The following is a 23,895-nucleotide window of genomic DNA, read 5'->3' on the forward strand; positions in this document are numbered from 1 at the left end:
CATGAATAGTGCCTTACAGTTTAACATTTCGCCGTACACATCTTTCATGCAAGAAACCAAGGTCAACTTAGGCAATGGTATTGAGCTACATGTAGAAGTAGGTGGAAAACCGGAACATCCAACCATTTTGCTGATTATGGGTCTTGGCGCTCAAATGCTTTTCTGGCCGGATTTCTTCTGTAAATCACTCATTGATCAAGGTTTTCGTGTTATTCGTTTTGATAACCGCGATATTGGCCTTTCTTCAAAAGTACGTCATGAAGGTAAACGGTTAAATACGGTTAAATTGATGGGTCGCTTTGCGCTCGGACTAAGTAATCAAGGCGCCCCTTATACTCTGCATGATATGGCAGATGATGTATCAATGCTTATTGACCGCTTAGGCGTGAATAAAACACATGTCATTGGTGCATCAATGGGCGGGATGATCGCTCAAATTCTTGCAGCAAAATATCCTGAAAAGGTTGAGAAATTGGGGCTCATGTTTACAAGTAATAATCAGCCTTTTTTACCCCCTCCTTTTCCGAAACAGCTTTTGAGTTTAATTGGCAAACCCGAGTCACGTGACGAAGAAGGTATTGTTAATCACAGTTTAAAATTATTTCAATTGATTGGTTCACCTGGTTACGTCAACCAGATTGAAGCAATGCAAACTGCACGCAAACTTTATCAACGTAGCTATTATCCTGCTGGTGTACTTCAACAGTTTTTAGCAATATTATGTACAGGCTCCTTACTTCAACTGGACCGTGAAATTAAGCAACCCGCGTTAGTCTTACATGGCTCTCGTGATCGCTTACTTCCACCTAGTCACGGTAAGGCTGTAGCAAAAGCAATTTCCGGTGCTAAGTTTGAATTAATTGATGGAATGGGGCATGATATCCCTGCACATTTTATTCCTCAGCTTAGCGGTTTATTTGCGCATCATTTTAAATCATCATACTAGGACACTATGGCTGCATTACCCTCACTAAGACAGCTATCATATTTAGTTACGTTGTCGGAAACTTTGCATTTTACTGAAGCAGCACGCCGCTCTTTTGTCACGCAATCGACGTTATCAGGCGGCATCATGGAGCTTGAACGATTATTAGGTGGCGTTCTGGTAGAGCGTGACCGTCAGAATGTGCGTTTAACACCATTGGGTGAACAAGTTGTTGCTCGTGCCCGTGTATTACTAGCAGATGCTCAAGATTTAATGCGATTGAGCCGTGAAATGAGTGAACCGTTAACAGGTGATTTGCATTTGGGAGTTATCCCAACCATTGCACCTTTTATCCTGACACGGTTACTTGATGAAGTGCATCAGCAGTTACCTAAAATTCAGTTGCATCTACATGAAGCTCAAAGTGAAAAAATTGTAGAGCGTCTAGAACATGGTAATCTAGACATGATTGTTCTTGCTCTACCGTTTGATACTAGAGGTCTAAAAGTCGCTGAAATCTCGAAAGAAAATTTGTACCTTGTATGTAGTAAGCAAGATACAAATGCTTTGCAAGCAAACTCACTAGATGATCTTGATTTATCGAGATTAATTTTGCTTGAAGAAGGCCACTGTTTACGTGACCACGTTTTAAGTGCATGCCCTATCGGTGAACGTAAAAACGACAACCGTTTAAAAGCAAGCTCTTTACCAACTTTAGTTGAAATGGTTTCTTCTGATTTAGGTTTTACCCTTTTACCAGAAATTGCAATTGATAACAGTATGATCAAGTTTAATGATCAAATTACTGCAAAACCAATTGAAGATGCCCCGAGTCGCACTTTAGCGCTAGTCACTCGTAAAAGTACGCCGCTACAAAGTGAATTCGATGTGTTACTGCAAATTATGCAGAAAATCACGACAAACCTACATGAATAAAAAAGGAGTCTTCGGACTCCTTTTTATTTTATTGAGGTGTAAGGGATGCCCACTTAAACACCCAAGCAGATTGCATATTCAAACTATTATCAGCAATAATTTTTTCTCTAATAATCTGTGCTATAGCATAGTCGTTGGCTGGATCTATCATGACTCGTATTCCTTTAGTGGTTGAGCTGGTTACGACCTTATAGCCCTTTGCTTCAAGCTGTGACTGAATCTTATTTGCTTTATTTTGATTAGAAGCTAGCGTAACTTGTACCATCCATTTTTTTTCGCCATTTTCTAAAATTTCTTTAGCGATCGCAGCATCAAGTTGTTTTTTATTTTCAGAATTTTTCTTTTCTTCTTTTGTGTGAACTTCCTCATTTTTCTTTTGCGCTAAAAACTCATCTTGCTTTTGTTTTCTTTTTTGGATGATTATTGTTTTATTCCTTACCTCACTCTTTTTAGTTTTATCATTGGAAACGGGCGCAAAATAAGGATATATCGCTTGATCATCAAATCTTTGAAATACGATGATATCCCCATAACACTTCTGATCTGCGTAGGCGGTCACTGGCATTATCCCCAAAAGTATTCTAATAAGTAAATTTCTAATAAAGCATTGCATCTTATTCATTTACCGAAGTTAAGTATATTTAATGCGGCGTATTAAAGTAGATTTCACATGATTTGTATATTTTTAAAATTCAATGTTTTATGGAAAGAATCACATATTTTAAAAACATCTTGCTGTGCTTCAAATTATTATCGTTTACCCAACAACCATTTAGAAAAACTAATTAAATTATTTTGAATTTCAGTGAATTAAAAAAGCCGACATTTTGTCGGCTTTTTTAATTAAATTTAAAACTTATTATTTAATCATTTCTAATAGTGCTCTTTGAGCATTATGCAATTTTTCACCCTCTGCTGGCTCAGCACGTACCCAAGTACCATCTGACTGTAACAACCAAGCTTGCTGGTTATCTTGCAAATAGTTCACTAGGCCTTGTTGATAAATACGTTTTTTCAATGCAGGATCTTCCACAGGGAAACATGCTTCAACACGGTTAAATAAATTACGATCCATCCAGTCTGCGCTTGAGCAGTAAATACGCGCATCGCCATTATTGCTGAAGTAATAAACACGGGTATGTTCAAGGAAGCGCCCTACAATTGAACGTACACGAATATTTTCTGATAAGTTAGGCAAACCTGGACGTAAACAGCAAATAGAACGAATAATCAAATCAATCTGAACACCCGCTTGAGATGCTTCATATAATTTATTGATCAATTGAACTTCCGTTAAGGCATTCACTTTCACAATAATTTGAGCTTTACGTCCTGCCTTAGCATTGGCAATTTCTTCATCAATAAAGTTGATGAGCTGAGCATGTAAGGTAAATGGTGCATGTAATAGCTTTTTCAATTTTGCCATTTTACCCATACCGGTTAACTCTTGGAAAATGCGATGCACATCTTCACAAAGGTCTTTATCCGTGGTCATCAAACCATAGTCGGTATAGATACGCGCATTGGTGGCATGGTAGTTCCCTGTGCCTAAATGTACATAGCGAACCAGTTTATTATTTTCACGGCGCACCACCATAATCATTTTGGCGTGAGTTTTATAACCAACAATACCGTAAACAACGACAGCCCCCGCTTCTTGTAAAACGTTAGCTACTTCAATATTTGATTCTTCATCAAAGCGGGCACGCAATTCAATAACCGCGGTCACTTCTTTTCCATTACGCGCAGCTTCCGCCAAAATCTGTACAATTTCAGAGTCAGCACCACTACGGTAAAGTGTCTGCTTGATTGCCAATACTTGTGGATCGCGAGCAGCTTCACGAAGTAGCTGAATCACGGGAGCGAAAGATTCAAACGGATGATGAAGCAAAATATCTTGCTTCTGCATTGCAGAGAAAATGCTCTCGGTCTTTTTAAACACTTTAGGTACAACCGGCGTATGTGAGTCATAACGCAAATGAGGGCGTTTAAAATTTGAAACCAGACGAGCCAAGTTTACAGGGCCATCAACTTTGTATAATTGCTCATCGGTTAAATCAAATTCTTCTAATAAGTACTCATAAATATGCTGCGGACAGTTATGAGTTACTTCTAAGCGAACAGCACGGCCAAAACGTCGAGAACTTAATTCACCTTTTAAAGCTTTTGCTAAATCTTCAACATCTTCATTTAATGCCAAGTCTGCATTACGTGTAACACGGAATTGATAACATCCAGTTGCTGTCATGCCAGGGAACAAATCGGACACATGTTCATGGATAATTGCAGATAGCATGACGTGATGTTCTTTACCACCTGTTAACTCATCTGGCAGGCGGACAACGCGAGGTAATGAACGTGGGGCTGGAACCACAGCTAAATCAATTTGACGGCCAAAAGCATCTTTACCTTCTAAGGTAATAATAAAGTTTAAGCTCTTATTGACGAGACGTGGGAACGGATGCGCTGGATCTAAGCTAATTGGGGTTAATACAGGTGCAACTTGTTCTTGAAAATACTTCTTAATCCAAGCTGACTGTGCTGGCGTTAGTTCACCACGACGGAGGAAGCAAATATCTTCTTCACGTAACTTAGGTAAGATTTCTTCATTTAAAATACGATATTGACGTTCAATCGCAGCGTGAGCAGTTTCAGAGATTTTTTGTAAGACTTGTCTTGGCGTCAAACCATCAGGGCTACGACTCTCATTGCCCAGAGAAAATTGCTCCATCACCCCCGCAACACGAATTTCGAAAAACTCGTCTAGATTACGAGAAAAAATGAGCAAGAAATTCATTCGCTCAAGTAATGGATGTAAAGGGTCTACCGCTTGCTCCAATACACGCAAATGGAAGTCAAGAATAGACAATTCACGATTTATATAACGGTCATTATAACTATATTCTGTTGGGGTCGTTGGTGTAATCGCTGTATTCATGTCTAACTCAATTCTCTATCCAGCCAAAATCTCTATAAAACAGTATGCTGCAAAAATATGACAATTTGGTAAAAACTAAAAAATTTACACATCTTTAAAACATCATTATTCAGGAATCTGGGTGCTATTCATATAACGTAGAATAACGCGTTTTCTATATTGTAGTTTACGATCGTTGCGGTGATCTTGATAATATTTCGGATCAGGCAATAATGCGGCCAAAAAAGCAGCTTGTTCGCGCGTTAAGCTTCTCGCACTTTTACCATAATAATATTGCGCGGCTGCTTCTACACCATATCGATTTTTGCCAAATTCAACAGAGTTCATATATACCTCAAGAATTCGGCGTTTTGACCACATCCGCTCCATCATCCAAGTTGCGATAGTTTCTTGGCCTTTTCGAATAAACGAACGCTTATTGTATAAAAACAAGTTCTTTGCCAGTTGTTGAGACACCGTAGAACCACCAGCAACAACCACTCCTTCTTCATTATTCCGCTCTAGAGCAAAACGAATGCCATCCCAGTCAAAACCATGGTGATGAATAAATTTTGCATCTTCCCCAGCTAAAATCGCATGCTTGAAATTGTCGCTAATATCATCATAGTCAAGCCATTCATGAATGATCGGCTCTGAGGTATCTGACCAATAATCAATTCGCATAAACATGGTGGTATCAACCTCATGTGTACGCCACCAAACCAAACTTGAGAAAATCCAAAGTTGAATAAGGAGAATTGCCCCAATAAAAATTAACAACACGCGAACAATAAAAGCTTTCATGTTCGTCCTGATCTCCTGTATTCAACTTTTTTCATGTTAAGCTGTTAAGCATGTTCATATATAACAAAAGCATAGCATGACTCAATATCAGCCTCCGCACATTAATCGTAAACTCAATGTACAAACTTGGTGGCTGACCGCCTTATTGATCTTGATTAACGTAGGTTTGTTTGTTTGGCAAATTGCAACTGGTGTCGATATTAGCGACCCAGCCATGAAAGATGCTATTCATTGGGGTGCAGATTTTACACCACTTACTTTTACTGGGCAGCCTGAACGCTTATTTACCAGTATGTTTTTTCATTTTGGTCTTGTTCACCTCATGCTTAACATGTGGGCCCTCTATATTTTCGGTAATGTTGCAGAGTCTCTATTTGGTCGCTTTTATTTTATAAGCCTGTATTTACTTGCTGGCTTATTTGGTAGCCTTCTCAGTAGCTATATGACCATTCAAAATGGGCATGAATTACTGCAACATTTCGATCAAAGTTTACTTCCTCATGTCAGTGCAGGTGCTTCGGGTGCCGTGATGGGATTAGGTGCTGCGTTAACAGTACTTTCTCTATTTCCCCCGCTGCCTCATCAAGCCTACATACTCGATAAAAAAGCATTATTAATGATTATGGCCATCAACCTTGTTTTTGGCTTTGTAGCAACGGGTATTAATAATGCCGCGCATATTGGCGGCATGATTATTGGAGCATTCCTTGCACTGATGTGGTACTTAAGCTATGTCAGCAAGTTAAAAACTATACTTAAAATTTTAGGCTTATTAGGCGCAGTAATCATTACGGGTGTTTTTTATATGTACTGTGTACAAATCAATTCACCGTTACTTCCACTCTGGCATGAAATCATCATCCAGAACCCTGACATTATTCCTTAAACTACAATTGGTTTAATTCTCTTAAACTTTGTAAAGGTGGTAAATTACAGAGATAGCCTAGTCGATAACGACCAATCAGAGCACAAACCAGCATCATGCCAAAAGGTAAAATCAGCCAGATTTCAATATGCCACTGTATTGCCATATTCATTTTATAGCTTGCGATCGCACTAATCACTTCTGCAAAACAGCAGGCAACTATGCCTGCTAACAGACCTAAAAACCCAATCTCAAAACTGAGCATTTGCTTCATTTTATTTTTAGATAAACCAAATGAACGTAACAAAGCAACTTCACGGCGTCGCTCATCCATTAATAAATTTAGACAAGCAATTAAAACGAGTATTCCAGAAAAACCAACTAATGCCGCTAGAACAGTTACTATTTTGACCAAAACATTCATTAAGCGCTTTACTTCATCTAATATTCGATCAACATCAATAAATACTGTATTTGAGAACTGCTGAATAATAGTGATCATTTTTGGTTGATCTTGCTTAGGTACATAGAAACTACCTAAATAGCTTCCAGCATTTTCGTCTAACGTTTTAGGTGAAAAAATAAAGAAAAAGTTAGGGCTAAAGCTTTCCCACTCGACACTCCGAAAATTCACAACTTTGGCCTGTAAGTTGCCTTCGGGCAAACTAAAAGTAAGCTTATCTCCAATTTGGATTCCCAAACTTTCGGCAGTTTTACTTTCGACTGAAACTTGCCCTACGCCATTAAACTGGGCTTGACCATTTGTAATGACATTGTCATTTGGTAGTAGATTTGATTGAGTCAAATTCAGTTCACGGCGCAAAGAATTATTTTGCTTTATAGCCTCTTCTGAAAAAGGCATATCATTCTTAGCTAACAATCGGCCACGAATATTTGGATAGAGCGGCGTGCTTTGCCAGCCATTCTGCTTTAATTGTTGCTCAAATGCTTTTAAATCAAATGGAGGTAATCCATAAACAAATTGATTCGGTGTCCCTTCTGGAAGTTGTTGCTGCCAACGCTCTAATAAATCTGTTCTTAATACACTGAGTACCGTAATGAGGCTTAAGCCTAAAGCCAATGCGGTAATTTGTAAGGCGCTTTGTGATGGCGAACGAATATAAAAAGACAAACGATTTTTCAGCTTTTTTAAGCTACGAAGCAATAGCCAAACAACGGTGTAAAGCAAAATACAAAGAACAATAATTGCCGCCAAAACCAGAATGCTGAGCATCAAGTTTTCACTCAACACCAAACTAAAAACAATCAGGCTGCTAATGCCAGCAAAGAACATAAAGAATAATGATTTTCGAGATTTGGCTTCTTCGCGAATCACCCGAATTGGAGGTGTATTCAAAAGCTCCCAAATGCTTGGCAAAATAAAACCAATCAGCACAATCACGCTGGTAAAAATCGCAATTGGTAAAGGCCCGATTAAAAGAGGTACAACCGAAAAACTTAACTCTAATTGAGGAATCAATTGCAGCATAAGTTGCAGCAGACCAAACCCCATGATTAAACCTAATAGGCTTCCTAGCACAATTGAAATCGCACTGACAATACAAAGCAATCCAATATATGCCCACAAGATTTGGAACTTACTGGCACCTAAACATCTAATAAGTGCAATGTGATCTTGGTTTTGTTGAACATATCTTTGACTCGTTAAAGCGATGGCAATACCACACAACAAAATCGTTAAAATATTGGCCAATTGCAAAAAGGTATCTAAATTTTCAAGCGGACGTAATAACCTACTATTCGATTCACTTGCATCACGTAAACGTAAGCCAGCCGTTTCATCTACATCTTTAGAAGGTTGATGCTGTTGCTTAAATTGCTTTGAAAATGACTGAGCCTGTTCAGGGTTACCTGCCATTAATAAACGATAGTCAATTCTACTCCCTGTCTGAATCGCATGAGTCTTAGCAATATCGACTTGATGAATAATAACGGTTGGAGAAAAGCCTGAAAAACCGAGTTCCTGATTTGAATCACGCACAATCACGCCACTAAAACGGAAGGTACCATCAGCAATAGAAACAGTATCTCCTCGCTTTACTTTAAGTAAATCGGCTGCTCTTTGACTTAGCCAAACCTCACCAGATTGAATCGCTTGAGTTTTTGGCGAAATTTCAAGCTGTCCTCTGAGTGGAAACGCAGGTTCTATCGCTTTTACATTCACCATGACAAACTGATCTTCGGTATGTGCCATAGAGCTAAATATAGTGACATTGGTTTGTTTCAGACCTAGCTGCTCTGCCCTTTTTTTCCACGACTGTTCGATAGGCTCGTTATTCGACAGAACCAAATCCGCACCCAGCATTTGTGAAGCTTGCAGACTTACTGCATTTTTAACTTGATCGTTACTAAATTTCAGGGCAGTTGTCGCACTGATCGCAAGCGATAGAGCAATAATGAGTAGATATAATCCACCCGTACGAAAACTTTGTAGCAAAAGTGGTTTGAGAAGATTACGCATAGTTTAACCACCCTGTACTGTCTTTAGTCTGCCGTCATCCAATTCAACATGGCGCTGACAAAGGGTTGCTAAATTACGATCATGGGTGACTAAAATCAGAGTCGTACCTAACTCTCGGTTTAAATCAAAAAGCAAACTTTCAATTTCTTGTGCTGTCTGACCATCTAGATTTCCAGTCGGTTCATCTGCAAAAATAATTTGTGGTTCTGCGATAAGAGCGCGTGCAATTGCCACACGTTGTTGCTCGCCACCAGATAAAACTTTAGGCGTTTGTTCAACTTGACGACTCAGCCCTACTCGATGCAACCAATCTAAAGCTTTTTTCTCAGCTGTTTTATAATCAAAGTCTTTACGTAATCGTAAAGGTAACATCACATTTTCAAGCGCACTCAACTGAGGCAGAAGTTGAAAAGACTGAAATACAAAACCAATATGCTGCATTCTGATTTGGGCACGTTGTTCCTCTGTTAACTGATGAACAGCTTGACCACACAACCAGACTTCTCCTTCAGACGGTTGATCTAAAGTCGCCAAAATTCCTAGTAAGGTTGATTTACCTGAGCCGGAACGTCCCGTAATTGCTACCTGTTCCCCTTCAAAAATCTCTAAATCAATACCTTTTAAAATCGTAAACTGATTTTGGTTAATCTGAATAGTTTGTGTAACTTGATGGGCAGCAATGATGGGTTGTGGCATGATGTGAAAAGTCCTATGTATTCAGAATCAGGGTCGAAGTACAAATGTCTAAATCTTTTTTGATTGGTTCTAAAAGCATCATGCTCATCTCATTAAGTATGTTGCCTATGCTTGTATCGGCGAAAACTATTTTAATTTTAGGAGATAGTATTAGTGCCGGTTACGGAATTGATCCCAAACAAGGTTGGGTACAATTACTGCAAAAACGCTTAGACCAACAGTATCCCAAACAACACAAAGTGGTCAATGCAAGTGTTAGTGGAGAAACAACAAGCGGCGCTTTAGCCCGATTACCTAAGTTATTGCAGACCTATAAGCCCAATGTGGTCGTGATTGAATTAGGCGGGAATGATGGCTTGCGTGGTCAACCACCTCAAACGATTCAAAAAAATCTGGATCAGCTCATTCAATTAAGCCAGAAACAAAAAGCCAAAGTTATTCTTTTTGGCATGAAGATTCCGCCAAATTATGGGGCTGCGTATAGCAAAGCTTTTGAAAATAATTATAAAGTTGTAAGCCAAAAATATCAGGTGAAACTACTACCGTTTTTTCTAGATGGTGTTGCTGGTCAAAAACAGCTTATGCAAAATGATTTAATTCATCCCAATGCTCAAGCGCAGTCAAAACTACTTAATTTAGCTTACCCATATATAAAAGGTGCCCTATAGGCACCTTTTATCTTTAAGTATTCTTTTTAATATGATCAGAAATCAAAAAAAGTAACTTCACCAGTTTCTAGTGAATATTCTGCACCGACAACAATTAATTCACCTTTTGCAATCAGGCTCTCTAACACCGCTGAACCATGGCGTAATTGATTTACAGAAGCAAAAACGTTTGAACGTACCGCATGACATGAAAGTTTTTTCAAATCATTTTTTAAATCAGTCTGCATTAAAATTTCAACTGATGGACGAACGCGGTTCACAATCGACATTAGGTTAGATGATGGCGGGTGATCAGGATTCATTAACGTATCAATTGTTGCTTGAATCGCACCACAATGGCTGTGTCCTAATACAACTACAACTGGGCAGTCATAACGCTCTGCTGCGAACTCAACACTACCGACTTGTGAAGGTGCAACCACATTACCAGCTACACGAATTACGAATAAGTCACCAAGACCTTGGTCAAATACCATCTCTGCTGGAACACGAGAATCTGAGCAGCCAAGTACAATTGCAAACGGATTTTGATCCTTTGCCATTTCAGCGCGTTCTTGATGAGATAAGGTTTTTGCAAGGGAAGTATTTCCATTTACAAATCGTTGATTACCGGCTTTCAGACGATCTAAAACTTCTTGCGCAGTAGGCATTTTATATTTCCATTGTTTTTTCAAGGTTGGAAATCATTTTAATGTGTCAAAATTTGAATGTCACTGACAAAAAATAAATCCTTTTCTATGAAAAAATTTAAAAATACTTAACCTGCTTTAATGTAGAGCTCACTGCATATTCGCTACTGTTTAGTGAAAAAATAGACATACTTTGGTTCTCGGATTGACTATAATTTTCTTCATTCCAAACATTTGGCAAATGACTCATTGGCAAAGTTTTTCAATAATTTTTCAAACTCGCTTAAGCTTCAAGGATGAAATCTATGACAAGGCTGTCCACATCAATTAAGGCCTCTATGAAAAAAACTGCTACCGCACTGACTTTGGCTTGTAGCGTATTGTCAGTGATGAGTATTTCTCAAACACAGGCAGCCGATAATATTGATGTGACCTTCCAGAATGTATTACAGCAAGAACGTAGCTGGGCAGGCCTACAAAGCAAAAGCTTAAAAGTCGGTGATGTGACTTGGTCATATAGCGAAGGCGGCTCTACAACAAAACCGACTTTACTCCTTATTCATGGTTTAGCGGGTAGCCGTGATAACTGGAACCGAGTGGCTCGTTATCTCACCACAAATTATCATGTCATTATTCCTGATTTGCCGGGTAGTGGCGAAACTATCGTTTCCCAAGACTTCGATTATTCGGTACCAAATCTTGCTGAAAAATTACGTCGCTTTGTTGAGGCTGCAAATTTAAAAGGTCCAATTCATATTGCTGGGCACTCACTCGGCGGATCTATTGCCCTACTCTATGCTGGACAATATCCATTTGAAACCAAAAGTCTATTCTTGGTGGATAGCGGCGGTATTTTTCGCTCAGCCAATACAATTTATTTAAAAGATCCTGCTTACCTAAAACAACTTTTAGTGTCTAAAAAAGGTGACTTTAATTATTTATTAAAACAAACCATGTTTAATCCTCCGTTTATTCCTAAAGAGTTTCTTCAAGCTCAAGAAAAGTTGATGATTGATCAGGCACCTCAAACACAAAAACTGGTTGATCAATTGATTGCACTTAATAAAGTCTATACACCAGACTCATTTGCGGTACTTACCAAAACGATCGATGCACCGACGCTCATTCTATGGGGCAAACAAGATAAGATTATTAATGTCGAAGTAGCAAGTGAACTAAAACGACTTTTAAAGAATGCTCAGCCTCCAGTTATTTTAGAAAATGTAGGCCATATGCCAATATTGGAAGCTGAACAGTTGGTTATGCAACAATATCTACCGTTTTTACTGAAAGTAGAAACAAATCAGTCGTCAAAAACGACCACACCTTAAATAAAACTTCGGACTTGTGAGACCTTATGTCTACCCAACCACTTATTGAAAAACTTATTGAAGCTCATCTAGATTTTTTAGATGAGCAATTTGCTCAGACTCAGGTGATCCAGCAAGAGTTTGAGCAATTTTATCATTGGTTGGGGAGTCGGCAATTACAACATCTGTGGACTTTTGAACAAATTCAACAGCTCATTCAAAAGCAGATTTTAGATACGCCTGCTTCTGATTTCCTGATTGAACAAATTGCTGAGCATATTCGCTTTGCATTGATTCATCCTGCAAATGAAACCGCAACTGTTGAAGATGTTATTCCTGTTCTAACGATTGACCGAATTGCACAATACGTTGCAAGTAAAGAAGAGCACCGTAAAAAACTGATTAAAACGATTGTGAATAATCCTGCTTTTTCGGCCCTGCTCACGCAACTGATTCAGCAAACAATGCATGATTATTTAGATGAATCAATGTCAAAGCGTGTACCAGGTGTAGGTCGTTTTATGAAAATGGGGAAATCTGTTTTAGAAACAGTAACCGATTCCAATCTGGACGATACGATTAATCATTATTTGCAAAAGAATATTTTAAAACTCAGCCAAATGAGTGAGCGTGTTTTAAACCAACATTTTGACAATGATAAGCTCTACCATTTTCAGGCAAATGTTTGGCATAAAGTTAAAACTATGCCACTTTCTGTTTTAAAAAATTATATAGAAACTCAAGATTTATCAAAAACGGTTGGTTTAGGGCATGAAATCTGGGACCACATTCGCCAAACTGATTATTTAAAACAACAAGTACATGATGGTATTTATACTTGGTATGCACGTAATCAAGAGCGTAGTTTTGACTTGTTACTTCGTGACCTCAATATCGATGAAAGCTTAGTGCAACATGAGCTGAACACGTTACTTGTGCCTGTATTACAGCATTTAATTACAACAGGACATTTAAGACGCCGTGCCCGTGTTTACTTAGAAAAGTTTTATTATTCTGAAAAAACATTAGATATTTTAAAAAATAAAGGCGCTTAAAGCGCCTTTGTTTTTTGTATTGATTAAAAAGAATATTTTAAAGAAGCGTAATAAGCTCGACCTGGTTCATTATAAGTTTGGCTGATTGAATTACTGTCTCGTAAAATTTGTTTATCAAACAAGTTGCTCACACCAACACGCGTACTTATATTGTCTGAAAATTTATAACCGACATTGATTCCAGCGGTACTATAGCTTTTTACAGTACTTGGCTTAAGCGCAGAATTTACTCCACCTGAACCAATCCCTGATTCGATTCTACTTTCTGCAAACTGACGTGATTTTTGACGACCATATTGAGTAAATACAAAATTTACATCTAACTGATCTGTGATGTCATAATCAAAAATTGAGTTAATTGTATAGATTGGAACTAAAGATAATGGATTACCTGTTTGTTTATCTTTTGAATCCATCATATACGTAAAGTTATTAGTCCAGCGGATATCACCGAAGTCTAATCCTAAGCTTCCTTCAAAACCTTGAATTAATGCTTTAGGCGTATTTTCCCAACGTAAGATATTCCACTTGGTATTGGTCACAGCTCCTGTATTTGCATTGGTACTTGAACCATCAACTGTTCCAACCACATTTGTACCAGCCACAATTTTATCTTTATAGTCATTGCGGAACCAAGTTAAGCTTGCATTCACGATATCTTTTTGGAACTGGATACCAAGCTCTTTGTTTACCGAAGTTTCTGGTTTTAAATCACCATTACCTTGTAACAAGCAACGTGACTCAATATTGGCCGGACAACCATTGCCATTTGTACTTAATAAATACCCTTCAGCATTTTGATACATATTCGGTGCTTTATAAGCTTTTGCTACCCCACCTTTTAAAGTGAAATAATCGTTAAGTCTTTGGGTAATATTTAAGCTTGGGCTCCAGTTAGAACCAGATTTACTATGGTCATCAAAACGCAGGCCTAATACGACATCTGTACTGTCTGTGAGTTTCAAGTTATCTTCAATATATGCAGAAGCAATACGTGATTCCATTTTACTACGATCGCCTTTAGCCAATTGATCGCCATAACCTGAACCACTGCTGTCTTTCCCTTGATTTGTCGACACATTATCTTTAAATCTGTCTTCAACCCATTCGGTACCAAGTGTTAATACATGCGGTACATAGTATTCAAAAGGAATATTGGCTTCACCATTAAATCGAAGAGTTTCTAAACGTGAAGTGGCTTTATCATCAAGATTATTAATTTTTCCTTCTGTGCTGCCACCAAGGCCTTCTGGAAGACGTTTATTATGCGTTTTATCGTATTGAGCAACGAGCTTACTCTTACCCCAAGACCAATCGCCTTCATGGGTTAATGCGTAGCTATCACGGTACATAGTATTGGTTTCTTTACCAATAAGTTCCGAAAGAATCGCATCAGCTTCCGCATTTGCATTTAACTGAGAGTCACCAGAATAAATATTACCTTGTTTGCTAGAAGAAACATCAAGCAAAACAGTTTGCTGGTCTGTTGCCTGCCAAGCTAAACGGCCTGAAATATCTTTATTTTTAACGCCTTCACGCCCAGCTGCGGTACTACCAATTGATTTATTAATATCAACATCGTCAGCTTCTGTTTTATTATAATTACCATATAAACGATAAGACAAAACATCTTTAATCAGTGGCCCACTTACGTTAAAACCAACACGATTTGATGCACCTTCTTTAGAGTCTTCAGGTTGCGATGTATAAAACTCTACTGAGCCATGGGTTTCATTAGTCACTTTTTTAGTAATGATGTTAACCACACCACCTGCCGCACCAGAGCCATAACGAGCCGCTGCCGGTCCACGTAAAACCTCAATCGACTCGATTGCTTCTGCTGGCACCCAGTTTGAGTCACCTCGTGTATCACGCTCTCCTTTCCAGCCATAACGGACTGAATTACGAGAATTGATTGGTTTTCCATCCACTAAAATAAGCGTGTTTTCGGGCCCCATTCCACGAATATCAATTTGTCTATTATTGCCTCGCTGCCCTGTTGCACTGTTACCTGTTAAATTGACACCGGGCATACGGCGCACATAATCAGAAATATCATTACGAACTGGTAGTTTTTCTAAATCTTCTTGGGTGATAACTGATACGCCGAGCGACTGCTTCACCTGCTCTTCAGCTGTTACAAAAATTGTTTCCAATTTCACAGGTTCAGCAGGCTTTTCTAATGCTTTTTCAGCTTGTTCTTGCTCATTTTGTGCAGCATAAGCCATAGACATCATACTTGCCAGTACTGAAACAGAAAGCACTGACTGGATAATACGTTTCGACATAAGTATTCCCAATATATTGATTTATTAAACATCTCTCATTTTCAGTTCCGCATTGTAACAAAGATAAATAAAATTACAAATGATATTGATAATAATTATCATTATTTATATTGAATAACAAAAAAACCTCATTACGAGGCTTTTTTATTTCACTTTTCAAATAATTTGATTATTTGAAATAAGCACCTTCAGCTTGCGTATGGTCTGTTTGGTCAACCACACGTTGAAGCTCAGGAATGTTCTCTCTTAAAGTAGTTTCTACACCTTGTTTCAAGGTAACATCAATTGCAGAACAACCTTGGCAACCACCACCAAATTTCAATACAGCAGTTAAACCGTGTTCTGGATCATCTTGTACTTCTACCAAGCTACAATTTCCGCCATGCCCTGCAAGACCTGGGTTAATTTCTGCTTGAAGAATGTAAGTAATACGTTCTTCAATCGAAGCATCTGGACCAACACGTGGAACTTTAGAATTTGGAGCACGGAAAGTGAGCTGACCACCAAAACGATCCTTGTTGTAATCAATTACGGCATCTAAAAGGTAAGGAATAGATGGCGCATCGATATACGCAGGAAAATCAGGATAGTCCTGCTTATAATCCGTTGGGATCACTTCTTCTGGCGCACTATATGCCATACAGCATTCCGCACGTGGCGTACCCGGATGCTCAACAAAAATTCGAACGCCAATTCCCGGAGTATTTTGCTTCGTTAGTAAATCGTGCAAATACTCTTGTGCAGATGGTGTAATCAAAAGGTTTGGAATTTCTTCTGCAACAGCAGTGTTGGTGTTCTCAGTCGACATAACAATATTCCTCAAGCTGATGCCTTTATATTAACCGAAGATGAGGTGGATTTAAAAAAAATCAACTAAATTTGTCGGATTTATACACAACAGGGTTTCAACTTAAGTTTTTAATGGCATTATTGAGCTCAGTATTGATCATTTTTTAAATATTTCTTATGTTGCATTTGCCGTTTAACCATACAGTTACTCTTATTATTATTACGGTCATTATCTCTTTACTTGCTTTTAGCAATCAAAATGTAATGAACCGATTGATTTTTTGGCCGCCTGCAATGCAACGTGGACAAATTGATCGATTCATTACTCATGGCTTTATCCATGCCGACGGAACACATTTACTGTTCAACATGATTACCCTGTTTTTCTTTGGCAGTATCATTGAAAGTTTTTACCGCCAATATTTCTATGACATGGGTTTTGTGTTGTTCTATTTAGGTGGCTTAATCTTTGCGATTTTGCCAAGCTATTTACAACATAAAAATGATGCGAATTGGGCCAGCCTAGGTGCTTCAGGTGCTGTTTCAGCGGTTTTATTTGCTTATATTCTGTTTCAGCCATGGAAGCTGATTTTTGTATTCTTCATTCCTGTACCCGCTATTATTTTTGCTATTTTATATGTAGCGTACAGTATTTGGGCTGGTAAACGTGGTAATAGTCATATTAACCATAGTGCTCATTTATGGGGTGCAGCTTACGGAATCATCGTAACCATTTTACTTGAACCTAAAGTTATTCCACATTTCTTAGACCAGCTTACCCGTCTTCCTTTCTAAACGATATAAATCAAAGAAAAGCCCGTTATGGGCTTTTCTTTTTTTCTGATTTATTTATCTGCATAAATTCTCAGTCTTTTTTCTGATTTTCTTTGATCAATTCGTTGTTTTGTTTGCAAAAACCATCTGATTAAACTCATGCCAATTCTTTTAATAATTCAGATGATACAATGAAGTACAGAGCAATTTTATCTAGCCTTTCTATTGCCTTATTTAGCTTATCTCTGGCTGGATGTAATGACAACGATAATCAAGAAAATGTCGTAAGCACGCCTAAGCAACCCAATATCTTATTTATTATGGCTGATGACTTAGGCTATTCAGATTTAGGGGCTTTTGGTGGCGAAATTCACACCCCTAATATTGATAGTCTGGCTCAAGAAGGTCGCCTTTTAACGGATTATCATACTGCCCCAACCTGTTCGCCAACACGTTCTCAACTTATTTCCGGTACTGATCATCATTTAGCTGGTATTGGGGCAATGGCTGAACTCACACCAGAGCATTTGAAAGGACAACCAGGTTATGAGGGCTATTTAAACGAACGTTCTTTATCGATTGCCCAAGTACTTAAAGACAATGGTTATCGCACGTATATTAGTGGTAAATGGCATTTAGGCTTAACCCCTGAAAGCAATGCACATGCTAAAGGTTTTGATCATTCATTTACCTTATTACAAGGTTTAGACCATCATTTTAAACAAGCTCCAAGTGCCTTTAAACGAAATTCAACTTATACAGAAGATGGGCAAACTATTCCTATTTCAGCATTGCCTGATGACTTTTTCTCTACCAACTATTTTACCGACAAATTACTGAGCTACTTAGATTCAGGCAAAAATAGTGGCAAACCATTCTTTGCTTATGCTGCCTACACGGCACCTCACTGGCCAATTCAAGCCCCAGCCGAATATCGTGAAAAATATCGCGGAGTTTATGATGTAGGTTACGATGCAATTCGTAATGCCCGCATTGCTAGACAAAAACAGCTTGGAATTATTCCTGCAAACTTTGATGCAGCAGAACCAATTGCAACTCAAAATGCTCCACAAAAATATGGGAAATGGGATGAGTTAACAGCCGAACAAAAGGCACTAGAAGCTCGTAAGATGGAAATCTATGCGGGTATGGTAGAAAATCTTGATGCCAATGTCGGCCGCATTATTCAATATCTCAAACAAAATAATCTTTATGACAATACTTTAATTTTCTTTGTTTCAGACAATGGTGCAGAAGGTTTTGTACGTGGCGGATATGGCAGTGAATCTGGTTTTGATAACTCAGTAGCAAATGTGGGGACACCTACTTCATATCACTATATTGGGCCACGTTGGGCCGAAGTCAGTGCGGCACCTTTCCACTTATGGAAAGATACGGCGGGCGAAGGTGCAACGACTGCCCCTGCTATTGTGAAATTACCAAATCAGAAAAAAGCGGAAGAGACAAATCATAGCTTTGCATCTGTACTCGATGTTTTCCCTACCTTACTAGAATATGCTCATATTCCAGTACCACAGGATCAATATAATGGCCGAGCCATTAATACGCCATCTGGAATTTCATGGAAACCTTTGCTTGAAAACAAAACCGATACTATTCGTCCTGCAAATTTTAGCTTTGCCGATGAGTTACATGGCAGCAAATATGCAAAACAAGGTGAATGGAAAATCGCACTTCAAGGACGACCTGAATTAGGCACAGGGACTTGGGAGCTATACAACATTAAATTAGATCGCGGTGAAAGACAAAACGTTGCTCAGCTTTATCCTGCAAAAGTTCAAGAACTTTTATCGGTCTATCAAAAATATACTGAAAAAAATGGTGTGCAGGAATATAACGCCAAATGAAATTGAAACCTTTTTTAGTCACCACAATCGGCCTGTCTATCATGACGGGCTGTAGCCAATCTTCAAAAGTTTCTGAATCTAGGTCTTCGACGCAACAGCAAACTTCTTTAGCTGATTTAGGGTCTATTGAAAAATGTCAAAACTATACTGGTCTGCCTCAGGGTTGGCTCAAACAGCCTACAGCAGGAATGGTTTTAATTGCCGATGGAGATTTTAACTTTGGTTCCGAAAAGGCCTATCCCGATGAACTTAATTTTGGAAAAAAGCAGCGCGAAGTCAAAGGATTTTGGATTGACCAAACTGAAGTTACGGTCGCTCAGTTTGCAAGTTTTGTAAAAGCAACTGGCTATATTACCGATGCCGAAAAACAAAAACAGGCTGCTGTTTTTTCACCAGATTCTGATCATCCACAGCAATGGTGGCAACTAAAATCTGGATATACTTGGAAAACTCCAAACGGCAGTACGGGTGCTGTAGCAACCCCTAATGAGCCTGTAAGGTATGTGAGTAAAAATGATGCTGAACACTATGCAGTGTGGCTAGGACGTGATTTACCAACAGAACTAGAATGGGAATATGCAGCTAAAGCCAATTCAAAAACTGATACACCTTTACATCAAGCCCCTACGGATGAACATCAACATCCACAAGCCAATTACTGGCAAGGTGAATTCCCTTTTCAAAATCTAAATCAAGACCACTTTAAAGATGTGGCACCTGTTGGATGTTTTACGCCAAATAATTTCAAACTATTTGATATGATTGGAAATGTATGGGAATGGACATCATCTCCGTATCAAGGTGCTCATGACCAGCATATGGGAAATTATTCTGATTTACGACAACAACAAATTGCGAGCACACAATATGTAATTAAGGGCGGATCTTTTCTTTGCGCACAAAATTATTGTTCACGTTATCGTAGCAGTAGTCGTTATCCACAAGATTTTGATTTAGCTGCAACACATATTGGATTTCGAACTATTTTACGGTCTCCTTAATTTCTTCTTAATTCGACTGATTAAAGATATTTTTTAACCAAAATTAGATCGAAAAATGATCAAAATATTTTTATAGTACAAGTGAGAATGATAAAAAAGTGAGAACAAGATGAAAACTTTACTTCTTTGTGCCGCAGCAATTTTCACAATGTCACTATCAGCCTGTGCGGTCCATACGCCTGAAGGTAGTATTGTGATTGACCCTGATTCACCATATTACGGACATCCAGGAGGCTTTTGCCCACCAGGACAAGCTAAAAAAGGACGTTGTTAGAAATACCCTCTTTTAAAGTAATTTTGAAGTTACTCTAAAGAAATAGGCTTCAATCAAGTGATGAATTGAATACTAAATGGAGGGTTCCAGCCCAAAAATAGATGGGATGAAACTAGAAAATTATGGTGTAAAAAAATCACCATATCCCCAAGATTTTTAAAAGACAATCTTACGTTGTCTTCTATCTAGTTTCACCCCAATTCTTTCTTATTCCGTTTGACTTTTCTTACCGCTTAAGAAAAAAGTCTAGTTTTTGATCATTTCTGTATCTCTATTATTGATACATTTTGAACATTTTACCTTCAGGTTAATACTGATGTATTTGCTTAATACAAAATAAACATTTATGTAACGTAAGTCTATAAAAATGTTCTAAAAATGTGAAAAAAATTAAGGCCAAAATGAGATGAATTTATCATAATAACTTTCTCTTTCACGTTTCATCACATAAATAATCAATATTATTTTGTCAGTTATTGCCACTCGTTTCCTTTCATTGGCATAGATAATGTATACACATGTATATTAACCCAGTCGTATAAACGAGATATTTTATGTCCAGCACAAGTCAAGTCGAAGGTCTACAATTTCCGGTACACGCCTCAACAAAAAAACAAAGTACATCTCTTACAGGCCAAGAGATTTTGTCAGAGGCCTTATCTATTGTAGATAATAAAACCGCACAACAAGTGTTGAATGAAAAAAACTGGCGAAAAAACTATCCTTTATATTTTAAAGCACTTGTTAAACAAGGGATTTCTAATATCAACAACCCCATTACTATCGCGAAGCAAGGATTGCATAAAGCTCACCATATTTTTGATTATTATCGTGATGGTAAACATTACCTTTTAAAAGATGCCGTTCATATTGCTTCATCCAAGCCGCTTTATACAGTAAAACTTAAAGGTGAAAGTGATGCAGCACCGGAGTGGTATGTTCCTTATAAAGGACAAAAGCTGAGTGGACAAAGCTTACTGGACCAAATTCAACGCTGGGAAGAGACTGGTATTGTTGAGCCAAGTCATGCAAAAGCACTTCGTGAAGCTATTGCTCATCCTGAATGGTTCGATTTATCTGACCGTACAATGGTGTTATTTGGTGCAGCCTCAGAAGCAGGACCACTGCCTTGGTTAGCAAAATGGAAAGCGAATATTGTTGCCGTAGATTTACCAAACTCACGAGTCTGGGGCAAAATTTTAAATACGATTCAACAAGGGAATGCTACTCTCATTGCACCAACTGTAGAACAAGTGAATGCATCGGCAAAAGCCTCTGAATTAAAAGATAAGTTGGGAGCAAATTTACTCACCCAACTACCTGAAATTGCACAGTGGTTGGTTCAGTTTCCACAAAAATTAGATTTAGCTGCAATCGCCTATTTAGATGGTGAAAAGCATGTACGTGTTTCCATGGCGATGGATAGCATCATGCAATTCGTGAGCGAGCATAAGTCCGATACCAGCCTTATGTTTATGTGCACGCCAACTGATGTTTATGCAGTACCTAAAGAAGTTGCCGAGGCCGCACAACAAAAATTTAAATCCCGCACAAAAATGCAAAAATTGGCAGTGAAAGGTGTTTCTACGCTTTCGCTCAATCGTTTTTTTCAAGCACCATACCAAGACTTGATTAAGTGTGAGAATGGCAAAACTTATGGTATTGCAGACTGTTTAGTGGTTGAACAAGGTCCAAACTATGCTTTGGCAAAACGTATTCAACAATGGCGTGCTATTTTGGCTCGCCATCAAGGCCAACGCGTTAGCATTAATATTGCTCCATCGACAACGACTCACTCAGTAACTAAAAATCCACTATTGAAAGCTGCTTTTAATGGCGCAGAGCTTTTTGACGTAGAAGCATTTAGTCCTGAAACCACTAATGCCATTATGGCAGCACTCTGGATTCATGACTTAAGAAATGAGTCTTCAGTAGCGAATCCTGAAACTGTACTGGATCATCCGCTTGAACTTATGATGGAAGGTGCCAACCACGGTGGATTATGGCGTGTCGCTTATTTAGCACGGACTGCCCTACCTTTCGCTGCAATTTATGGTTTTGCTACAGAAAAACTCCCTTTTAGAAAATCATCTAAAAAATAATTTGATTAAAGCCCAATCCTAGAATTGGGCTTTTTTCTAATATGTCTTTATTTACGTTGAAAGTGTGATAGATATTTTTGCATTTCATCAGGCGGCACCATACCTCCCCCGGTAGCCCATATCACATGATTTGCCTGCTGCAACTGCTCAGCTGTTAACTGGTGTAAAGCCAAGTAAGCAGGAGTCGTCTGAACATAATACGGCCCCATCATACCTGCTGCCGCAGAAGGCTCAAGCTGAATATTCTCAGTTTGATTTAAAAGCGCAATAAGCTCATATAAACGTTCATCATGAATGGTGTAATAGCCATCAATTAACTGTTGCATAGCACGTCCAACAAAACCTGAAGCACGCCCTACCGCAAGCCCGTCTGCCGCAGTAACGTTATCAATGCCAATGTCATTAACTGAAATCTGATCATGCAAACCTGTGTGGACACCAAGTAACATGCACGGCGAATGTGTGGGTTCGGCAAAGATACAATGTACATGCTCACCAAAAGCCAGTTTTAATCCAAAACTCACCCCACCCGGCCCACCACCGACGCCACACGGCAAATAAACAAATAAGGGGTGTTCAGCATCGACTTTAATTTGTTTTTGCTCAAATTGCTGTTTTAGGCGTATTCCTGCAACGGCATAACCTAAAAATAATGTGGTTGAGTTTTCATCATCAATGAAAAAGCAGTGAGGATCTTGCTCTGCGGCTTTTCGTCCCTCTTCAACAGCTACTCCGTAATCACTGGCATATTCTACAACGTTAACGCCGAGGGAACGTAGTTTGTCTTTTTTCCACTGTCTAGCATCAGCCGACATATGAACAGTGACTCTAAAACCGAGTTTGGCACTCATAATACCAATCGAAAGCCCAAGGTTGCCTGTAGAACCTACCGCAATTTGATACTTAGAAAAAAATGTTCGAAATGCGTCTTGGTCGAGTTTACTGTAATCGTCTTCTGATTTGAGTAGCCCCGCCTGCATGGCAAGTTTTTCTGCATGTGTGAGCACTTCATAAATGCCACCACGTGCTTTGATAGAGCCTGAAATAGGTAAATGACTATCTTTTTTCAGCCAGAATTTTCCATTAAGTTGTACTTGTTTTGCTGAAGAAAGCGCTTGTTGTATATGAGCAATTTCAACAATATCTGATTCAATTTTTCCATGTTGTGCTTGAGTTTCAGGAAATACTTTCGCCAAATAAGGTGCGAAACGCACTAGTCTTGCTTCTGCTTCACTTACGTCCTTAGCAGTTAGTCCAACTTTTTCTAAAGCTTGTTTTAAAGGATATCGATGAGGTGTAAACCAAAATGTCTCTTGATAGGCTTGAAGTGTTTCAATAAGTGGAAATTGTTGTTTTAACTGATCTATTTGAACCGCATTCATAATATATCCTGATATAAAAGTTTAAGCCCAGCCTATAAAGCTGCTTAATGGCCTATAACAACTTATTAATTTATAGATGAATATATATGAAAAATAGCCTCAACTTTAAAAACTAAACAAATAAAAAAGC

21 protein-coding genes are annotated in these 23,895 nt (G+C 38.5%); 12 read left to right on the plus strand and 9 right to left on the minus strand.

The window, feature by feature from the left end; translation table 11 throughout:
• The first annotated feature begins 1 nt into the window (after position 1).
• Together estB and oxyR are read left to right on the plus strand one after the other, a co-directional pair.
• On the plus strand, positions 2–946 hold the full coding sequence (gene estB, locus RMB06_RS17565) for an esterase EstB (RefSeq protein WP_250734223.1): 945 nt from the start codon (positions 2–4) through the stop codon (positions 944–946).
• A 6-nt stretch (positions 947–952) separates the two neighbouring features.
• Positions 953–1,861, plus strand: coding sequence for a LysR family transcriptional regulator OxyR (gene oxyR, locus RMB06_RS17570; protein ID WP_005070616.1), 909 nt, complete (start codon positions 953–955; stop codon positions 1,859–1,861).
• Between the two features lie 28 nt (positions 1,862–1,889).
• On the opposite strand, the gene RMB06_RS17575 is transcribed toward oxyR, so the two are convergent.
• The gene (locus RMB06_RS17575) at positions 1,890–2,474 is read right to left on the minus strand and encodes an SPOR domain-containing protein (RefSeq protein ID WP_204086020.1); all 585 of its coding nucleotides are present in this window, start codon (positions 2,472–2,474) and stop codon (positions 1,890–1,892) included.
• A gap of 57 nt (positions 2,475–2,531) precedes the next feature.
• Here RMB06_RS17575 and RMB06_RS17580 point away from each other — a divergent pair, with 57 nt between their 5' ends.
• Complete coding sequence (locus RMB06_RS17580) at positions 2,532–2,660, plus strand: hypothetical protein (protein WP_081038575.1); 129 nt, start codon at positions 2,532–2,534, stop codon at positions 2,658–2,660.
• Positions 2,661–2,720: 60 nt separating this feature from the next.
• On the opposite strand, the gene ppk1 is transcribed toward RMB06_RS17580, so the two are convergent.
• Positions 2,721–4,799 carry a polyphosphate kinase 1 gene (ppk1, locus tag RMB06_RS17585; protein ID WP_311080585.1) on the minus strand — a complete coding sequence of 693 codons (2,079 nt, stop codon included), beginning with the start codon at positions 4,797–4,799 and terminating at the stop codon, positions 2,721–2,723.
• Positions 4,800–4,904: 105 nt separating this feature from the next.
• Positions 4,905–5,582, minus strand: coding sequence for a monofunctional biosynthetic peptidoglycan transglycosylase (gene mtgA / locus RMB06_RS17590; protein WP_311080586.1), 678 nt, complete (start codon positions 5,580–5,582; stop codon positions 4,905–4,907).
• Positions 5,583–5,658: 76 nt separating this feature from the next.
• On the opposite strand from mtgA, the gene RMB06_RS17595 reads away from it, so the two are divergent.
• Complete coding sequence (locus tag RMB06_RS17595) at positions 5,659–6,468, plus strand: rhomboid family intramembrane serine protease (protein WP_069030939.1); 810 nt, start codon at positions 5,659–5,661, stop codon at positions 6,466–6,468.
• Position 6,469: 1 nt separating this feature from the next.
• On the opposite strand, the gene RMB06_RS17600 is transcribed toward RMB06_RS17595, so the two are convergent.
• Positions 6,470–8,929, minus strand: coding sequence for an FtsX-like permease family protein (locus RMB06_RS17600; RefSeq protein ID WP_311080587.1), 2,460 nt, complete (start codon positions 8,927–8,929; stop codon positions 6,470–6,472).
• A gap of 3 nt (positions 8,930–8,932) precedes the next feature.
• Positions 8,933–9,625 carry an ABC transporter ATP-binding protein gene (locus RMB06_RS17605; protein ID WP_284091354.1) on the minus strand — a complete coding sequence of 231 codons (693 nt, stop codon included), beginning with the start codon at positions 9,623–9,625 and terminating at the stop codon, positions 8,933–8,935.
• 44 nt (positions 9,626–9,669) lie between these two features.
• Here RMB06_RS17605 and RMB06_RS17610 point away from each other — a divergent pair, with 44 nt between their 5' ends.
• A complete protein-coding gene (locus RMB06_RS17610) occupies positions 9,670–10,293 on the plus strand; it encodes an arylesterase (protein ID WP_311080590.1) in 624 nt (207 codons plus the stop codon).
• A 35-nt stretch (positions 10,294–10,328) separates the two neighbouring features.
• Here the strand turns inward: RMB06_RS17610 and RMB06_RS17615 are convergent, their stop codons facing one another.
• Entirely contained in the window at positions 10,329–10,943 is a 615-nt protein-coding gene (locus tag RMB06_RS17615) for a carbonic anhydrase (protein ID WP_002117769.1), read from the minus strand.
• 284 nt (positions 10,944–11,227) lie between these two features.
• On the opposite strand from RMB06_RS17615, the gene RMB06_RS17620 reads away from it, so the two are divergent.
• Both RMB06_RS17620 and RMB06_RS17625 read left to right on the plus strand, forming a co-directional pair.
• Positions 11,228–12,253, plus strand: coding sequence for an alpha/beta fold hydrolase (locus RMB06_RS17620; protein WP_078220348.1), 1,026 nt, complete (start codon positions 11,228–11,230; stop codon positions 12,251–12,253).
• 26 nt (positions 12,254–12,279) lie between these two features.
• Positions 12,280–13,287, plus strand: coding sequence for a hypothetical protein (locus RMB06_RS17625; RefSeq protein WP_311080594.1), 1,008 nt, complete (start codon positions 12,280–12,282; stop codon positions 13,285–13,287).
• A gap of 23 nt (positions 13,288–13,310) precedes the next feature.
• Here the strand turns inward: RMB06_RS17625 and RMB06_RS17630 are convergent, their stop codons facing one another.
• Both RMB06_RS17630 and nfuA read right to left on the minus strand, forming a co-directional pair.
• A complete protein-coding gene (locus RMB06_RS17630) occupies positions 13,311–15,575 on the minus strand; it encodes a TonB-dependent siderophore receptor (protein WP_033848602.1) in 2,265 nt (754 codons plus the stop codon).
• Between the two features lie 169 nt (positions 15,576–15,744).
• On the minus strand, positions 15,745–16,383 hold the full coding sequence (gene nfuA, locus RMB06_RS17635; RefSeq protein ID WP_002117617.1) for a Fe-S biogenesis protein NfuA: 639 nt from the start codon (positions 16,381–16,383) through the stop codon (positions 15,745–15,747).
• Between the two features lie 158 nt (positions 16,384–16,541).
• Here nfuA and RMB06_RS17640 point away from each other — a divergent pair, with 158 nt between their 5' ends.
• From RMB06_RS17640 to RMB06_RS17660, 5 genes are all read left to right on the plus strand, one after another.
• Positions 16,542–17,159: a rhomboid family intramembrane serine protease gene (locus RMB06_RS17640; protein ID WP_002117778.1), complete on the plus strand. Its 618-nt coding sequence runs from the start codon at positions 16,542–16,544 to the stop codon at positions 17,157–17,159.
• Positions 17,160–17,329: 170 nt separating this feature from the next.
• Complete coding sequence (locus RMB06_RS17645; RefSeq protein WP_311080598.1) at positions 17,330–19,006, plus strand: arylsulfatase; 1,677 nt, start codon at positions 17,330–17,332, stop codon at positions 19,004–19,006.
• Positions 19,003–20,007, plus strand: coding sequence for a formylglycine-generating enzyme family protein (locus RMB06_RS17650; protein WP_311080600.1), 1,005 nt, complete (start codon positions 19,003–19,005; stop codon positions 20,005–20,007). The genes RMB06_RS17645 and RMB06_RS17650 overlap by 4 nt, the downstream gene beginning before the upstream one ends.
• Before the next feature lie 109 nt (positions 20,008–20,116).
• Complete coding sequence (locus RMB06_RS17655) at positions 20,117–20,281, plus strand: hypothetical protein (RefSeq protein ID WP_000854552.1); 165 nt, start codon at positions 20,117–20,119, stop codon at positions 20,279–20,281.
• A 554-nt stretch (positions 20,282–20,835) separates the two neighbouring features.
• Positions 20,836–22,383: a hypothetical protein gene (locus tag RMB06_RS17660; RefSeq protein WP_311080601.1), complete on the plus strand. Its 1,548-nt coding sequence runs from the start codon at positions 20,836–20,838 to the stop codon at positions 22,381–22,383.
• Positions 22,384–22,430: 47 nt separating this feature from the next.
• Here the strand turns inward: RMB06_RS17660 and RMB06_RS17665 are convergent, their stop codons facing one another.
• Entirely contained in the window at positions 22,431–23,765 is a 1,335-nt protein-coding gene (locus tag RMB06_RS17665; protein ID WP_311080603.1) for a D-serine ammonia-lyase, read from the minus strand.
• Between the last annotated feature and the right edge of the window lie 130 nt (positions 23,766–23,895).

This window comes from Acinetobacter sp. V104_13 (assembly GCF_031798995.1).
Classification (GTDB): Bacteria; Pseudomonadota; Gammaproteobacteria; order Pseudomonadales; family Moraxellaceae; genus Acinetobacter; species Acinetobacter pittii.

Bases quoted from the DNA above. Each gene is read 5' to 3' on its own strand.
- estB (WP_250734223.1), top strand. From the start codon at position 2: ATGAATAGTGCCTTACAGTTTAACATTTCGCCGTACACATCTTTCATG.
- oxyR (WP_005070616.1), top strand. From the start codon at position 953: ATGGCTGCATTACCCTCACTAAGACAGCTATCATATTTAGTTACGTTG.
- RMB06_RS17575 (WP_204086020.1), bottom strand. From the start codon at position 2,474: ATGCAATGCTTTATTAGAAATTTACTTATTAGAATACTTTTGGGGATA.
- RMB06_RS17580 (WP_081038575.1), top strand. From the start codon at position 2,532: ATGATTTGTATATTTTTAAAATTCAATGTTTTATGGAAAGAATCACAT.
- ppk1 (WP_311080585.1), bottom strand. From the start codon at position 4,799: ATGAATACAGCGATTACACCAACGACCCCAACAGAATATAGTTATAAT.
- mtgA (WP_311080586.1), bottom strand. From the start codon at position 5,582: ATGAAAGCTTTTATTGTTCGCGTGTTGTTAATTTTTATTGGGGCAATT.
- RMB06_RS17595 (WP_069030939.1), top strand. From the start codon at position 5,659: ATGACTCAATATCAGCCTCCGCACATTAATCGTAAACTCAATGTACAA.
- RMB06_RS17600 (WP_311080587.1), bottom strand. From the start codon at position 8,929: ATGCGTAATCTTCTCAAACCACTTTTGCTACAAAGTTTTCGTACGGGT.
- RMB06_RS17605 (WP_284091354.1), bottom strand. From the start codon at position 9,625: ATGCCACAACCCATCATTGCTGCCCATCAAGTTACACAAACTATTCAG.
- RMB06_RS17610 (WP_311080590.1), top strand. From the start codon at position 9,670: ATGTCTAAATCTTTTTTGATTGGTTCTAAAAGCATCATGCTCATCTCA.
- RMB06_RS17615 (WP_002117769.1), bottom strand. From the start codon at position 10,943: ATGCCTACTGCGCAAGAAGTTTTAGATCGTCTGAAAGCCGGTAATCAA.
- RMB06_RS17620 (WP_078220348.1), top strand. From the start codon at position 11,228: ATGACAAGGCTGTCCACATCAATTAAGGCCTCTATGAAAAAAACTGCT.
- RMB06_RS17625 (WP_311080594.1), top strand. From the start codon at position 12,280: ATGTCTACCCAACCACTTATTGAAAAACTTATTGAAGCTCATCTAGAT.
- RMB06_RS17630 (WP_033848602.1), bottom strand. From the start codon at position 15,575: ATGTCGAAACGTATTATCCAGTCAGTGCTTTCTGTTTCAGTACTGGCA.
- nfuA (WP_002117617.1), bottom strand. From the start codon at position 16,383: ATGTCGACTGAGAACACCAACACTGCTGTTGCAGAAGAAATTCCAAAC.
- RMB06_RS17640 (WP_002117778.1), top strand. From the start codon at position 16,542: ATGTTGCATTTGCCGTTTAACCATACAGTTACTCTTATTATTATTACG.
- RMB06_RS17645 (WP_311080598.1), top strand. From the start codon at position 17,330: ATGAAGTACAGAGCAATTTTATCTAGCCTTTCTATTGCCTTATTTAGC.
- RMB06_RS17650 (WP_311080600.1), top strand. From the start codon at position 19,003: ATGAAATTGAAACCTTTTTTAGTCACCACAATCGGCCTGTCTATCATG.
- RMB06_RS17655 (WP_000854552.1), top strand. From the start codon at position 20,117: ATGAAAACTTTACTTCTTTGTGCCGCAGCAATTTTCACAATGTCACTA.
- RMB06_RS17660 (WP_311080601.1), top strand. From the start codon at position 20,836: ATGTCCAGCACAAGTCAAGTCGAAGGTCTACAATTTCCGGTACACGCC.
- RMB06_RS17665 (WP_311080603.1), bottom strand. From the start codon at position 23,765: ATGAATGCGGTTCAAATAGATCAGTTAAAACAACAATTTCCACTTATT.